At 68.9% G+C, this 13,852-nt stretch carries 10 protein-coding genes; 3 read left to right on the forward strand and 7 right to left on the reverse strand.

Going from position 1 to position 13,852, the window contains the following annotated elements:
* Positions 1 to 13: 13 nt before the first annotated feature.
* Together ESP57_RS02030 and ESP57_RS02035 are read right to left on the reverse strand one after the other, a co-directional pair.
* Positions 14 to 1,228 (reverse strand): cytochrome P450, encoded by a 1,215-nt coding sequence (locus ESP57_RS02030; protein ID WP_129230402.1) that lies wholly within the window; start codon positions 1,226 to 1,228, stop codon positions 14 to 16.
* 70 nt (positions 1,229 to 1,298) lie between these two features.
* On the reverse strand, positions 1,299 to 2,270 hold the full coding sequence (locus tag ESP57_RS02035; RefSeq protein WP_129230403.1) for a PDR/VanB family oxidoreductase: 972 nt from the start codon (positions 2,268 to 2,270) through the stop codon (positions 1,299 to 1,301).
* Positions 2,271 to 2,390: 120 nt separating this feature from the next.
* On the opposite strand from ESP57_RS02035, the gene ESP57_RS02040 reads away from it, so the two are divergent.
* Positions 2,391 to 3,284, forward strand: coding sequence for an IclR family transcriptional regulator (locus ESP57_RS02040; RefSeq protein ID WP_129230404.1), 894 nt, complete (start codon positions 2,391 to 2,393; stop codon positions 3,282 to 3,284).
* Here ESP57_RS02040 and ESP57_RS02045 read toward each other — a convergent pair.
* From ESP57_RS02045 to ESP57_RS02065, 5 genes are all read right to left on the reverse strand, one after another.
* The gene (locus tag ESP57_RS02045) at positions 3,196 to 5,472 is read right to left on the reverse strand and encodes a glycoside hydrolase family 3 C-terminal domain-containing protein (RefSeq protein WP_129230405.1); all 2,277 of its coding nucleotides are present in this window, start codon (positions 5,470 to 5,472) and stop codon (positions 3,196 to 3,198) included. The two genes, ESP57_RS02040 and ESP57_RS02045, sit on opposite strands and share 89 nt — an antisense overlap.
* A complete protein-coding gene (locus ESP57_RS02050) occupies positions 5,469 to 8,120 on the reverse strand; it encodes a family 78 glycoside hydrolase catalytic domain (protein WP_129230406.1) in 2,652 nt (883 codons plus the stop codon). Before ESP57_RS02050 ends, ESP57_RS02045 begins: the two co-directional genes overlap by 4 nt.
* A complete protein-coding gene (locus ESP57_RS02055) occupies positions 8,117 to 8,983 on the reverse strand; it encodes a carbohydrate ABC transporter permease (RefSeq protein WP_129230407.1) in 867 nt (288 codons plus the stop codon). Before ESP57_RS02055 ends, ESP57_RS02050 begins: the two co-directional genes overlap by 4 nt.
* A gap of 3 nt (positions 8,984 to 8,986) precedes the next feature.
* Positions 8,987 to 9,871, reverse strand: coding sequence for a carbohydrate ABC transporter permease (locus ESP57_RS02060; protein WP_056009097.1), 885 nt, complete (start codon positions 9,869 to 9,871; stop codon positions 8,987 to 8,989).
* Between the two features lie 73 nt (positions 9,872 to 9,944).
* A complete protein-coding gene (locus ESP57_RS02065; protein ID WP_129230408.1) occupies positions 9,945 to 11,249 on the reverse strand; it encodes an ABC transporter substrate-binding protein in 1,305 nt (434 codons plus the stop codon).
* A 190-nt stretch (positions 11,250 to 11,439) separates the two neighbouring features.
* On the opposite strand from ESP57_RS02065, the gene ESP57_RS02070 reads away from it, so the two are divergent.
* Together ESP57_RS02070 and ESP57_RS02075 are read left to right on the forward strand one after the other, a co-directional pair.
* The gene (locus ESP57_RS02070; RefSeq protein WP_243648370.1) at positions 11,440 to 12,507 is read left to right on the forward strand and encodes a LacI family DNA-binding transcriptional regulator; all 1,068 of its coding nucleotides are present in this window, start codon (positions 11,440 to 11,442) and stop codon (positions 12,505 to 12,507) included.
* Positions 12,508 to 12,596: 89 nt separating this feature from the next.
* The gene (locus ESP57_RS02075; protein ID WP_165877356.1) at positions 12,597 to 13,517 is read left to right on the forward strand and encodes a LysR family transcriptional regulator; all 921 of its coding nucleotides are present in this window, start codon (positions 12,597 to 12,599) and stop codon (positions 13,515 to 13,517) included.
* Positions 13,518 to 13,852 lie beyond the last annotated feature (335 nt).

Below are 13,852 nucleotides of genomic sequence, written 5' to 3' on the forward strand. Positions count from 1 at the left end.
TCACGGCCCGGGATCACGCGAGCTCCACGCGCATCGGCATGCGCTTCCACGCCCGGAGCGTGTTGTTCAGGTGGCGCTCCGGGGTTCCGATGAGCTGGACCGACGCGACCCGGCGCGCCAGCGCCGTGATGAGCGACGTCGCCTCGAGGCGCGCGACATGCTGGCCGACGCACTGGTGGATGCCCATGCCGAACCCGACGTGGCCGGAGGGGTCACGGGACAGGTCGAAGCGCTCGGGATCGGTCCAACGTCTCGGGTCGGAGTTGGCCGAACCGAGGAACATCAGGATCTTGCTGCGGGCGGGGATGCGCACGCCGCCGAGTTCGATGTCCCGCGTGGTGGTCCGGAAGAACGTCTGCACTGGCGCCTCGAGCCGGATCGCCTCATCGAAGGCCACGCGGGCCAGCCCCGGCTGGGACCGAAGCTGCGCCCACGCCTCCGGATGCGTCGCGAACGCGTGCAGGACCGCCCCGATCGCGTGCACCGTGGTGTCCACGCCCGCCGAGAGCAGCGACCGCACGACGAGCGGTGCCTGGGCGGCGGTCAGGTCGCCGCGGTCGGCGGCGGCCCAGATCCCAGACCCGAAGCCGCCGGGGCTGAGGCGATCCCGCAGGCACTGCGCGTTCACCCAGGCCGAGTGCTCGCCGATGTGCGGCGCTCCGTGCTGCACGAGGAAGTTCTCGGGCCCGAAGCTGTTGAACAGGTGGTCGCCGTACGGCAACAGATGTTCTCGACCCTCGGCCGGGATCCCTACCGCATCGGGGAACACGCGAAGCGGAAAGGCCTCCGCGAACGCCTCGACGGCATCGAACTCCAGCCCCTGCCCGAGCACCTCGTCGACGAGGCCCTCCGCATCGGCCTGCCAGCGAGGCGCCAGTTCGCGGAGTTCACGCGGGCCCAGGATCTTCTCGAGTACCGAACGCGGCGCATCGTGATGCGGGGGGTCGGCCTCCAACAGCAGGCTCGGCGGTCGCCACGGCGCCTCGCTCCGGAAGTCGGTGATCCCGACGCCGACCGAGGACTCGAACCCCTGCCAGTCGAGCAGCGCTGCTCGCACGGTCTCGTAGCGTCCCATGGCGAAGACGCCGTAGCGTTCGAGGAGGACGACCTCCCCCGCTTCGCGGAGCCGATGCTGGAAGGGAAGCGGGTCTGCGAGGACCTCCTGGCTGAACGGGTCCTCGTCCGTGGTGGGAATCGCCGTGGCGAATGGTGGCGTACGGGTGGTCATCTGGGCTCTCTTCGTCGAGGCGGGTGTCGTGGTGGGTCGGTCGTGCAGGCGGTCCGCGGAGGGCGCCGCCTCAGAGGGAGATCACGAGGCGGTCGCTCTTCGCCCTCGAGACGCAGGGGAAGAAGCAGGTGCCGTCGACGCGCTCCGCGTCGTCGAGGATCGAGTCGCGGTGGTCGGGCACACCGGCGACGACCCTGGTCTCGCACGTGCCGCAGACGCCGCGCGAGCACGAGGTGAGCAGGTCGAAGCCCGCGCTTCGGAGCGCGTCGGCGACCGGCACTCCCGGCACGACGCGGATGCTCCGCCCGGTGCCGATGACGTCGACGTCGAACGCCGTGGTGCGAGCAGGCTCGCCGCGGTCGGCCGCCGCGAACCGCTCGACCCTCGTCCAACCGGGCCTGCGCTCGGCGGCGAGTTCGGAGATCGCCTCGATGAGGCGCGTCGGACCGCACGCGTAGAACTTCGTCTCGGCGGGCGCCGCGGCATCCGGCCCCGACTCGAGCCACGAGCGGATGTCGGTGGGACCCACCTCGTCGGACGCCCGGACCGTGACCCGGTCGCCGTACCCGGCGAGCTCGTCGACGAACGCCATGCGCGAGCGCGAGCGGCCGAGGTAGAGCAGCCGCCAGTCGGAGCCGAGCAGGCTCGCCGCGCGCAGCATCGGGAGCATCGGCGTGATGCCGATGCCACCGGCGACGAACGCGAACGCGGGCGCAGGGGTCAGGCGGAAGTTGTTGCGCGGGCCGCCGAACCTCACCAGATCGCCCTCACGCAGCTCGTCGTGGACGTAGCGCGAGCCACCGCTCCCCTCGGCTTCGCGAAGGACGGCGATGCGATAGGCGGCGGCCTCTCGGGGGTCGCCGTGCAGGGAGTACTGGCGCGTGGTGCCATCGGGCAGCACCAGGTCGAGGTGCGCGCCGGGCGTCCAATCGGGGAGGCGACCCCCATCGCGGCGTTGCAGCACGAGGGAGACGACATCGTCGGCGACCTTCGTCTTCGCGGCGACCACCAGGACGTCGTCCCCGGTCTCGATCAGCGCCATCGCTGCCTCCCTGTCTTCGTCGACGATCGGTAGGGACACGGTAGGTCGGGCGAGACCACGATGGTGGGCGTTTTCGAATCAATCGAAAACCGAATAGGCTCGACGTGCGAAGGAGACATGATGGCACGCGCATCCGCAGGCCGATCGACGCTGAGTCGCCAACTGCAGCTGCTCGACGCGTTCAGCATCGACTCGCCGTTCCTCAGCCTCTCCGAGCTCTCGAGGCGCAGCGGGCTGCCGGTCGGCACGACGCACGCCCTGCTCGCCGACCTCGAGGAACAGCGGCTCGTCGAGCGCGGCGCCGATCGCACCTACCGTCTCGGCATCCGTCTCTGGGAGTTGGCCTGCCGCACCCCCGGTGCACTCGGGCTGCGCGAGATCGCCATGCCGCACCTCCAGGAGGTGCATGGCTCGATCGGCCAGCACGTCCAGCTCGGCATCCTGAGCGGCGGCGACGTGCTCTTCCTCGAACGGCTCTCGAGCCGCGACGCCGTCGTGAACGCGACGATCATCGGCGGACGCCTCCCCCTGCATGCCTCGGCCGCGGGCCTCGTGCTGATGGCCGACGCCGATGCCGCCACCCGCGACGAGGTGCTGGCCGGCCCCCTGCGCTCCCTCACCGACGCCACCATCGCGGATGCCGCGGAGCTGCGCCGTGTCCTCCACCGCGTTCGCACCCAGCGCTTCGCCGTCGCCGACGGGTACATCCACCCGAGCGCCCGCGGCATCGCGGTGCCGGTCACGGGCGCGGCCGGCGAGACCGTCGCGTCCGTCGGCGCGGTCGTGCCGAACGACGACGCACCATGGATCCCGCTCGTCGACTCGCTGCAGTCGGCCGCCGAGCACATCTCGGCAGCACTCCGCGCGGCAGCGCTGCCTCAGGCCCATCCAGAGGCGAGCCCCGGCGGACGCTACCGCGCGCTCGTCAGCTCGTCGGACGAGTCGATGCAGTACCTGGCCGGTCCTGCGAACCGGCGGCAGCCGCACTCACCCGCAGGAGCAACTCCTCGCTGAGGGCATTGCCGGCATCCACCGCGAGCCGGTGGATGGGAAGCCCGCCGATCATGAGCACTGCGGTCGGATTCGTCAGCATCCCGACCGTCGCGCCGGTCGGATCCGCGGCGCGAAGCTCGTCGAGCAGCATCGCGCCGGCGATCGGGTGGTCCAGCCATTCGACCAGGGTCGAATGCGGGGTCAGCGGCAGGTCTGGTTCCGTTGCGTCGATCTCGACGGCGACGCTCTGGCGGAGGTCGCGGGATGACGCCCCGAAGGCGAACACGTGCGTTCCGCCGTCGGCGACCCACTGCCCCGCGGCCTCATCCCAACGCTCGATCGAGCGGCGGTCGACGCGTACCGAGACCGATCCGGACGCGCCCGGCTCGAGCTCGATGGCCGCGAACCCGGCGAGCGTTCGCACGGGCCGGCGGACCTGGGACTCGGGCGGGGACACGTACACCTGCACGACCGCACGAGCGGCCCGTGTACCGGTGTTCCGGACGGTCGTGCTTGCGACCCAGCCGGAGCCGTCGGGCGTGACATCCGCGTCGTCGAACTCGAACGTCGTGTAGGTCAGTCCGTGGCCGAAGGGATACGCGACCGGCGACCCGGCGCTGTCGTGCCCGCGGTATCCAACGAACACGCCCTCGCCGTAGACGCTGCGGCCGGCCTCACCCGGGAAGCTCAGGTAGCTCGGCGAATCCGAGAGCGCGAGCGGCACCGTCTCGGCGAGCCGACCGGAGGGCGCCACCGCGCCTACGAGCAGTCCGGCGAGGGCGTCGGAGACGCCCTGTCCGGCCAGTCCGGCCAGGAGGATCGCATCGACGTACGGGCGCCAGGGCTCGAGCGAGACCACGCCGCCGGCGATCACGACTACCACCGTGCTGGGAGCGGCGAGGGCGACCCTGCTGATGAGTCGGACCTGCGCCTCCGGCAGGTCCATCGTGGTGCGGTCGTAGCCCTCAGATTCAGCGGTCTCGGGAAGTCCGACGATGACGACGGCGACATCGGATGCAGCGGCGACGCGGACCGCCTCGGCGAGCAGTTCATCGCTCGTCGTGACGGCATCTGGCAGGTACCCGGGCGCGTGATCCACGGTGCCGACGAGCGGGCGGAGCGCCTCGACGATCGAACCGGCCGCGGGAGCGTTGACGCCGGCGCTTCCGGCGCCTTGGATCCGCGGCTCGTCGGCGAGGGCGCCGATGACGCCGACCCGAGCGGCACCGCCCAAGGGCAGCGTCTCGTGCTCGTTCCTGACGAGCACGGCTGCCTTCCGAGCCGCCTCGACGGCGAGCGCGGCCGCACGTTCGCGGTCGACCGGGCGCGCGTCAGCTCGTGCCACGACCCGTTCGCCGAGTGCGATGATCCGCTCGGCGGACCGACGCACGACGGACTCGTCGAGCACGCCCGCTCGCACCGCCTCGACGATCTGCGCGTCGGATGCCCCCGAGGTCGACGGCATCTCGAGGTCGAGACCGGCGCTGACGGCGCGGACGCGGTCCTCGACCGCACCCCAGTCGGAGACCACGACCCCGTCGAAACCCCACTCCTCGCGCAGGACGCCGGTGAGCAGGCGTCGGTCTTCGCTCACGTAGGAGCCGTTCACCCGGTTGTAGGACGCCATCACGAGCCAGGGCTTCGCCTCGGTGACGACGGCCTCGAAGGCCGCGAGGTAGAGCTCCCGCAAGGCGCGTTCGGAGACCTCGGCGCTCACGCGCATGCGGTCGGTCTCCTGGTTGTTCGCGACGAAGTGCTTGACGCAGGCGCCGACGCCCGCATCCTGCACGCCGCGGACGAAGGCCGTTGCGAGGCGAGCGGTGAGCAGGGGGTCTTCGGAGTAGTACTCGAAGTTGCGGCCGCCGAGCGGCGAGCGCTTGAGGTTCATGCCGGGGCTCAGCAGCACGTCGGCGCCCGCAGCGCGTGCCTCGTCACCGATCGCACGGGCGACGCGTTCGACGAGCTCCGGATCCCAGCTCGACGCCAACGCGGACGACGTCGGGAAACAGGTCGCGGGTATCTTTCCCGACCAGTCGGGCAGGTTCATGGCGACGCCGTTGGATCCGTCGGTCATCATCACGGCGCGGATGCCGCGCTCCGGCAACGCCTTCGTCGAGGCGAAGTCGGCGCCCGACAGCAGGCTCGCCGCATCTTCGAGTGGGAGCTCGGCAGAGAGCGCCTCGGCGCTCGCGCTCGCGTTCGCGCTCATCGTGAACCCTCCAGCATCATCTGCGCGCGTTCCTCGGGATTGTGGATGTTCCATCTTCGCGGTCGAGCAGCATCCTCGTCGGGTGTCCGATGGGCGAACTCGAACCGGTGGGCACCGGCCCCCACGGTCTCCACGTGGTCGGTTCCATCCGGCACGACCACCTCGGCGGTGACCCCGACCGGGATACGAAGTTCGACCGTCATGCGGCCGCCCGCGCGGACCCATTCGCACGAGATCGTGCCGAATGGGCTGTCGTGACGCACCGACGCGCGTCCGAGTCCCCCGCCGGGCCGCGGCGCGATGCGCACCCGCCGGTAGCCGGGTTCCAACTCCTCGAGCCCGCCGACGATCCGGTGGAGGAAGTCCGCCACCGCTCCGAGGGCGTAGTGGTTGAAGGACGTCATCTCGCCGGGGTTGATGCGGCCGTCGGGCAACATGCTGTCCCAGCGCTCCCAGACCGTGGTCGCTCCCATCGTCACGGCGTACAGCCACGATGGCGCTTCGGTGCGGAGGAGCAGGTGATAGGCGTCGTCGAGGTGGCCGGTCGAGGTGAGTGCATCGCACACGATCGGCGTCCCGACGAATCCCGTGGCGATCAGGTGATCGCCCTCGGCAACGAGAACCGCGAGGCGCTCACCTGCCTCGCGATACTGGTCGCCCTCGAGCAGTTCGAAGGCGATCGCCACCGAAAGGGCGGTCACCGTGTCGCTGACGACCCTGCCCGAGGGCGCGACGTAGTTCGTGCGGAAAGCCGTCGCTGCGAGGTCGGCGATGTGCGCGTAGCGCGCCACCGCGGCCGTGTCGCCGAGGAGTTCCGCGGCAGCCAGCACCAACCGCGCGGTGCGCGCGTGGTACGCCGTCGCGACGAGGCTGGCATCTGTTCGAGAGTCGCCTGGGCGTTCGGGCGGTGCCGCGGGATCGAGCCAGTCCCCGAGTTGGAAGCCCTCGTTCCAATGCCCCGTCTCGTGCGTGAGCGCGAAGACCTGCTCCACCCACGCGCGCATGCTGTCGAAATGGGTGCGCAGGAGCTCGAGATCCCCGGTGCGGCGGTAGAGGGTCCACGGCACGATCACGGCCGCATCACCCCAGGCCGCGGCGGGGTCCACGGGGAAGCCGCAGTCGATCCACGGGTGGAAGTTCAGCACCGATCCCGTTACCTGCTGCTCGGCGGCGAGGTCCCGAAGCCAGTTCTCGAGCACGCCCGTGGCATCGAACAGGTACGACGCAGTCGGCGCGAAGACCTGGATGTCACCGCTCCAGCCGAGCCGTTCGTCGCGCTGGGGGCAGTCGGTCGGCAGGTCGACGAAGTTGTCTCGCATGCTCCAGACGACGTTCTCGTGGAAGCGGTCGAGCAATGGGTGGTCTGCCTCGAACCAGCCGGTCCGGCGCATGTCGGAGTGGACGACGAGGGCCTCGATGCCGTCGGTGCCGGCATCGGCCGGCCATCCGATGATCTCGGCGTACCGGAAGCCGTGCAGTGTGAACCTCGGGGTCCAGGTGACGGGCTCGGCGGTGGCGAACGTATAGGCGTCCTCGGACGTGGCCGAACGGAGCGGGCGGAGCGCCAGCTCCCCGGCCTCGAGTACCTCGGCGTGCCGAAGGGTCACGGTCTCCCCCGGCGTTCCGGCCACGGTGAATCGCAGTTTGCCCGCGATGTTCTGGCCGAAGTCGAGCAGGAGGCGGCCGTCGTCTCGCCGTTCCGCGGTGACGGGACGGATCGACTCGATCACCCGCACGGGTGGTCCGGTCGGTGCCTCGAGCACGGCGGAGAACTGCCGACGCGGAAGCGTGTTCGCGGCCTCCCAGTCGTCGGCGGCGAATCCCGGCGCGGACCAGCCGTCGGGCTCGAGGCGGGCATCGTGGCGTTCCCCCTCGTACAGCCCGGTGGCGACGATGGGCGCTGGTGCGTGCGTCCAGTGCAGCGGAACGACGCGCACGCCGCGGTCGTCTTCGATCTCGAGCTGCAGCAGGAGCGAGACATCCGTGCCGTAGTTGTCCCACAGCCCGCCGTTGAACCCGAGCCTGCCGCGGTACCAGCCGTCGGCGAGCCAGGCGCCGATCGCATTCCGCCCCTCGGCCAGCGTCTCGGTGAGGTCGAGCGTGCGATAGCGGAGGCGATGGAGGTAGCTCGACCATCCGGGCGCGAGCACCTCGTCGGATGCCGCGGCGCCGTTCACCTCGAGATCGTAGACGCCGTGCGCCGTCGCGTAGACCCGTGCCCGGCGCACGCGTCCCTCGACGTCGAACTCCGCACGCAGGAGGGTTGCGGCTCGCGCGCCGTCGTGCGGCGCATGCAGGGATGGGGAGACCCAGTCCACGACCCAGTCTGCGACGTCGAGGAGTCCGGCTTCGACCCGGACCGGTGCGCTCCAGGCGGTGGGCGCCTCGTCGCCGACGAGATGGGAGCGAACGCTCACGTGTGCCGCTTCGCGGGACCGGAGCGGCCGTGCAGGCCAGGGCTGGTAGAGCGTGTCGGTGGAATCCACGACGACCGTCGTCGATTCATCAGCGCCGATGAAGCTCACCTCGACCTCGTACGCGCGCTGCGAACGCTCGCCGCTCAGGGCCCAGCTCAGGCGAGGGGCGGCGACGCCGATCCCGAGTGTGGCGGCAGCGTGCTCGAGCCGGAGGCCCTCGATGCCGGTCATCCCTTCACCGAGCCCGCCGTGAGGCCCTTCATCACGCGCTGGTTCAGGAAGAGGTAGATCGCGAGCGTGCCGATGACGTTGACCGCGATGGCCGCGAACGTCGGGCCGTACTGGATCTGCCCGAACTGCCCGGTGAAGTTCAGGAGGCCCACCTGGATGGTTCGGAGGTCGTCGCGGGTCGTGAACGTCAGGGCGATGAGCAGGTCGTTCCAGATGAAGAAGAACTGCACGAGCGCGACGGTGAAGATCGCGTTGCGCACGAGCGGGAAGCCGATCGTCCAGAACATCCGGAAGATGTTCGCCCCGTCGAGGGTCGCGGCCTCGAAGATCTCGCGCGGCACGGAGCGGAAGTAGGTCGCCATCATGAACACCGTGAGCGGCAGGCCGATCGCGGTGTACGTGATGATGAGCGGCCAGAGCGAACCGGTGAGGCCGGCACGGAAGTAGATCGTGAACAGCGGCAGCAGGATCATCTGGCCCGGGATCATGATGCCCGCGAGGAACGCCAGGAGCACGGGCCCGCGACCCTTCCACACCATCACCTCGAGGGCGAAGCCTGCGGCCACGCCGAACACGATGGTGAAGAAGAGCGCGGGGACGACCGCGAGCACGCTGTTGCGGATGTAGACCCCGAGGTTGCCGGTGGTCCACGCCTCGACGTAATTGCTGAAGTTCGTCCAGTCCTCAGGCAGCGCCCACGTCGGGTTGTTGAGGAACTCCTCCTGCGTCTTCAGCGACCCGGTGAGGAGCCAGAACAGCGGATAGACCACGACGACGAGCAGAATCCCGACGATGATCCAGACGGGGATGCGTCGAACGAAGCTGATGAGGCGTGGCGAGCGATCGGTGAAGGTTGCGGTCATGGTTCAGCCCTTGGTCAGATCGCGGCGCGAGGAACGGAAGATGAAGATCGTGACGAGCAGGCAGATGATCGTCAGCAGCAGTGCGATCGAGCTTCCGTACCCGTACTCGCCGTAGGTGAAGGAGGTCTGGTACATGTACAGGGTCAGCGGGGTGGTCGTGTTGCCCGGCCCGCCGCCCGTGAGCGCAAGCACCGAGTCGAAGACCTTGAGCGTGCCGTTGACGCTGAAGATGATCGAGGAGAGCAGCACGGGGAGTGAGAGCGGGATCACGATGTGGCGCACGAGCCGCCATCCGGATGCCCCGTCCAGCCGTGCGGACTCGAACAGGTCGTCGGGGATGTCGACGAGGCCGGCGTAGAGCAGCACCGCGTAGAAGCCCATCGAGCGCCAGAGGTCCATGAGGATGAGCACGAGGAACGCGGTGTCGGGCGAGGCGAACCAGTCGACTGACGGGATGCCGACGAGGTTCAGCAGGTCGTTCACCAGGCCGTTGACCGGCGCGATCTTGAACAGCTCCTGGAAGAGCAGGGCGACGGCGACCGTGGGCAGCACGACGGGGAAGAACGCCAAGGTTCGAATGAGGCTCGACGCCTTGCGGAGCCAGAACACGTAGATGAGCGCGAGCAGGTAGCCGAAGCCGACCTGGGCGACGGTCAGCACCACCGCGTACTTCAGGGTGAACACCAGCGCGTCGGCGATCTTCGGATCGTTGAAGAGCTCGACGAAGTTGTCGATTCCGACGAACTCGAAGCCCGTGATCGGGTTGCCTTCGAACACCGTGTAGCCGAGCGACCAGAAGATCGGCACGAGCATGACGAGCGTGTAGACGAGCAGGGCGGGGCCCAGGAGGATGAGGATGGCGCGCGGGTCGCCGAGGACGCGGTTCACAGGGTTGCTTTCGATCGGGATGTGGGCCGGAGGTCGCGTGCGGGCGCGACCTCCGGCCTGTTCGGGTGGGGAGCTACTCGAGGTCCGCCTGGACCATCTCCATGAACTCCTCGGGCGAGATCGCACCGGTCACGAGCTGCGACGCGTTGGTCTGGCTCGTGGTGGCCGCCTTCGCGTTGAACAGGGCCTCGAACCAGAGCACGCTCTGCGTGGTCGCGTCGATCTTCTCCTGCACCGCCTGCGTGAGCGGCGGCAGGTCCTCGACCGGTTCGTTGACGGCGAAGCCGGTGATGACGCCCTGCTCGCCGAGCGAGGTCGAGCCGAAGTTCTCGGCGAAGCAGCCGAGCCACGCCGAGACGTCGCCGCCGTAGCTCGCCTCGGAGAGCGCGAGCGGCACGCCGACGTTTGCCGCGAGCTGGTCACGGCTGCCTTCGCCGCCTTCGACGTGGGGGAACGGCATGAAGCCGATGTTCTCCGCGCCGATCTTGTTCTGCTCGGGGTCGTTGAAGTTCGCGAGGATCCAACTGCCCATGTAGAACATGCCGGCTTCGCCCGTGAGGAACTGGTTGACGGCGGTCATGTAGTCGATCGAGCCGACCGACGGGCCGAAGTACCCTTCCTTGCCGAGGTCGGCGACAGCTGCCGCCGCTTCGACGTATTCAGGGTCGGTGAGTGAGGCCTCGCCATCGATGACCTTCTGCAGGGCATCCGGGCCGATGGTGCGGAACAGGTAGTTGCCGACGAGACGCGTGAGCGGCCAGCCATCCTGACCGTCGGCGGAGAACGCCGTGACGCCCGCCGCGCTCAGCTTCGCCGCAGCATCCGTCAACTCGTCCCAAGTGGTCGGCTCCTCGATGCCGTTCTCGGCGAAGAGCTGCTTGTTGTACCAGATGCCCTCGACGTTGAACTCGGTCGGGAGCACGTAGACGTCCCCGCCGTAGAGTGCCTCGATGGTGGAGCGAGCTGCGGGGATGATCGCGTTGCTCTGGTCGAGCTCCTCGAGTGCCGCATCGACATCGACGAGCTTGCCGCCGTCATTGAGGTCCTTGGCGACCTGCGGCGAATTGCCGCTGGCGAAGAGCACCGGCAGCGCGTTCTGACCGGCGAGCAGTTGGAGCTGCTGGTCGTAGCTGGCCTGCGGCTGGGTGGTGATGTCGAGCGGGAGCGCCTCGTTCTCAGCAGAGCAGCTGCCGGTGCTGAGCGAGGTCAGCGTGTCCTGGATGCTCGTGTTCTCAGCGAACGACAGGTACGTGAAGTCCGTCGGCGCCGCGGTCTCGCCGCCGCTGTCGCCCGAACAGGCGGTCAGCAGGAGCGCGGTGGCCCCGACTCCCGCGATGAGCGGCGCGAGTCGTCGCGCTCGGATACGTGCTGTGGTCACAGTTCCTCCTTGAATGCGGCCGCGCTCTCGAGTTGTAGCGCTGCAAGAGGATGCTAGGCGGATGCACCGTGCGCCGCCGCGGCCCAGCCGTGTTTTCGGGCATCCGTATCCTGATACCCGCTATCGAACCTACGAATACCCGCGTCGTTGCGTGGCTTGGAACGCTGCAACGATCGCGTACGCTGTGCTCATGACGATCACCTCGACGATGAGTTCCGGCGACCAGAGAGCACCCGGTGCGTCGAGCACCGGAACCGCGGGCATCGCCGATGTCGCCTCTCTCGCCGGCGTCTCCCAGTCGACCGTGTCGAACGTCCTGAACCACCGCGAACGGGTCGCCGCCGAGACGATCGACCGCGTCGAACGTGCCATTTCGATGCTGGGTTACGTGCCGAACGGAGCCGCTCGATCCCTCGCCGCCGGGCGCTCCAGGTCCATCGGGCTCGTGCTCTCCGACCTCGGCAACTCACTGTTCGTCGACATCGCCCGCGGCGCTGAACGCGCAGCTGAGGAGCACGGGCTGTCGCTGCTCGTGGCCAATGCCGACGGCCGCCTCGAGCGCGAGGACCGGTACGTCGACCTGTTCACCGAGTCGCGCGTGCTCGGCACGCTGCTCACGCTGAACGACGAAACGCACTACAGGGCGCTCTCCACGCGCCGGGCGCGCGGCACGGTGCTGACCCTGCTCAACTTCCACGCGGATGCCGCGGCGTTCTGCAGCGCCTACTTCGACAACGAGGCCGGCGGCCGATTGGCGACGCAGCACTTGCTCGACACGGGCCGCTCCCGGCTCGTGTTCGTGGGCGGTCCCAGCGCGCTCCAGCCCGTGGCCGATCGCCGCGAGGGTTTCCGGAGAACGCTCGCGGCGAGCGGCATCCGCCCCGTCGACGAGCTCTCGCCCGACGGCATCAATCGGGCTGACGGGTGGAAGGTCGGCCACGCCCTTGCGGCCCGCGTCGTCACCGGGGAGATCGACGGCGTGGTCGCGGCATCCGACCTGCTCGCCGCCGGCATCGTGCAGGCCTTCACCGAATCGAGCGGCATCGGCGTCCCAGACATCGTCGGGGTCATCGGGTACGACAACAACCAAGCAGCCTGGGATTCGCCGATCCAGATCTCGACCATCAGCCAGCCGGGTGCCGAGCTGGGGTATGCGGGCGTGGGCCTGCTCCTCGACGACCTCGATTCGGGCGAACACGAGCATCGCGCCGTTCGACTGGAACCTTCGCTCGTGATACGACAGAGCACGGGGCGCTAGCCCGCCGAGGTGAAGGGACCGTGTCGATGGCGACAGAGGGAACGCAGCGATCAGGCGCAACGGAGCCAGGCGACCGGCACCGCGCCCCGATGCAGCTTGGATCCATCGACCTCAACCTGCTCGTGCCGCTGCAGGCACTGCTCGAGGAGCGCAGCGTCAGCCGGGCTGCCGAGCGCATGTTCATGAGCCAGCCCGCGCTCTCCGCCGCGCTCTCGAGGCTCCGCCGGCATTTCAATGACGAGCTGCTCATCCGCTCGGGCAACGCATACGTGCTGAGCTCTCTCGGGGCCGAACTGCTCGACGAGGTGCACAGTGCGACTGGCGTTCTCAGCCGGCTGTTCGGAACACAGGCCGAGTTCCGCCCGTCCGAGAGCCACCGCGAGTTCCGCCTGGTCTGCTCCGACTACATCGCCGCGATCTTCGGTGCACCGCTCGCCCGCGCGGTCGCCCGCGCTGCGCCCCACACGCAATTGCGATTCGAGCACATGCAGGACCAGGTGGTCGACAACGCACCCGAGTCGCTCCGAGACATCGACGGGCTCGTCCTGCCGCACGGGTACTTCGAACACGCCGAGCACCTCGACCTCTTCATCGATGCGTGGACGTGCATCGTGGCAGCACCCCAAGACGGTGCGGATGCCCCGGCGCTGACGGTCGACGCACTCGGCGAGCGTCCATGGGCCGTGACCTACAGCGGGCGCACCGCCGTGACGAGCGCCACGCGCCAGTTGCTCACCCTCGGACTCTCGCCGCGCACGGAAGTCGTCACGCGAAACTTCCTGACCCTGCCCGACATGGTCGCGGGCACCGATCGCGTGGCGTTCGTTCCCGGATCGCTCGCGACCCGCTTCGCCACCAGGGCGGACGTGGTCGTCGTCGAGTCGCCGCTGCGACTGCCGGAGATCCGCCACGCGTTCTGGTGGAGCGCCTCGCACGATGAGGACGCGGGGCACCGATGGCTCCGGACACAGGTCGCCGCGGTGGCCGCTGAGATGCGCGCGGGCTCCTGACAGGACCCGCTCCGAATCCGGCGGGCCCGTCAGCAGATGCCGCTCTCAATACACGAAAACCCCCGAAGAACCTGAGTTCTTCGGGGGTAATTGGTGGATCTGAGGGGACTCGAACCCCTGACCCCCTGACAGTGCTGCACATCACCTAAGCGCACGTGTGTGGTTGTGGATGCCAGTAATCATCAGCCCCAGGCGGCCGCGCGAGAGATGCCGTGGTGTCCGTTGGCTGCGGTCAATTGCCGTTGCCTGCGGATGAAAAGGGACCCAAAAGCGTCCCACGCAATCCGCGCCGACCTCATGCCGACTCGTGCGACCGGATCCACATCGAGCAGTCC

Origin of the sequence: Agromyces fucosus, assembly GCF_004134865.1 — a bacterium.
Classification (GTDB): domain Bacteria; phylum Actinomycetota; class Actinomycetes; order Actinomycetales; family Microbacteriaceae; genus Agromyces; species Agromyces fucosus.

What these genes read in the sequence shown, in the direction of transcription:
- ESP57_RS02030 (WP_129230402.1), bottom strand. Translation starts at nt 1,228, where the DNA reads ATGACCACCCGTACGCCACCATTCGCCACGGCGATTCCCACCACGGAC.
- ESP57_RS02035 (WP_129230403.1), bottom strand. Translation starts at nt 2,270, where the DNA reads ATGGCGCTGATCGAGACCGGGGACGACGTCCTGGTGGTCGCCGCGAAG.
- ESP57_RS02040 (WP_129230404.1), top strand. Translation starts at nt 2,391, where the DNA reads ATGGCACGCGCATCCGCAGGCCGATCGACGCTGAGTCGCCAACTGCAG.
- ESP57_RS02045 (WP_129230405.1), bottom strand. Translation starts at nt 5,472, where the DNA reads ATGAGCGCGAACGCGAGCGCGAGCGCCGAGGCGCTCTCTGCCGAGCTC.
- ESP57_RS02050 (WP_129230406.1), bottom strand. Translation starts at nt 8,120, where the DNA reads ATGACCGGCATCGAGGGCCTCCGGCTCGAGCACGCTGCCGCCACACTC.
- ESP57_RS02055 (WP_129230407.1), bottom strand. Translation starts at nt 8,983, where the DNA reads ATGACCGCAACCTTCACCGATCGCTCGCCACGCCTCATCAGCTTCGTT.
- ESP57_RS02070 (WP_243648370.1), top strand. Translation starts at nt 11,440, where the DNA reads ATGACGATCACCTCGACGATGAGTTCCGGCGACCAGAGAGCACCCGGT.
- ESP57_RS02075 (WP_165877356.1), top strand. Translation starts at nt 12,597, where the DNA reads ATGCAGCTTGGATCCATCGACCTCAACCTGCTCGTGCCGCTGCAGGCA.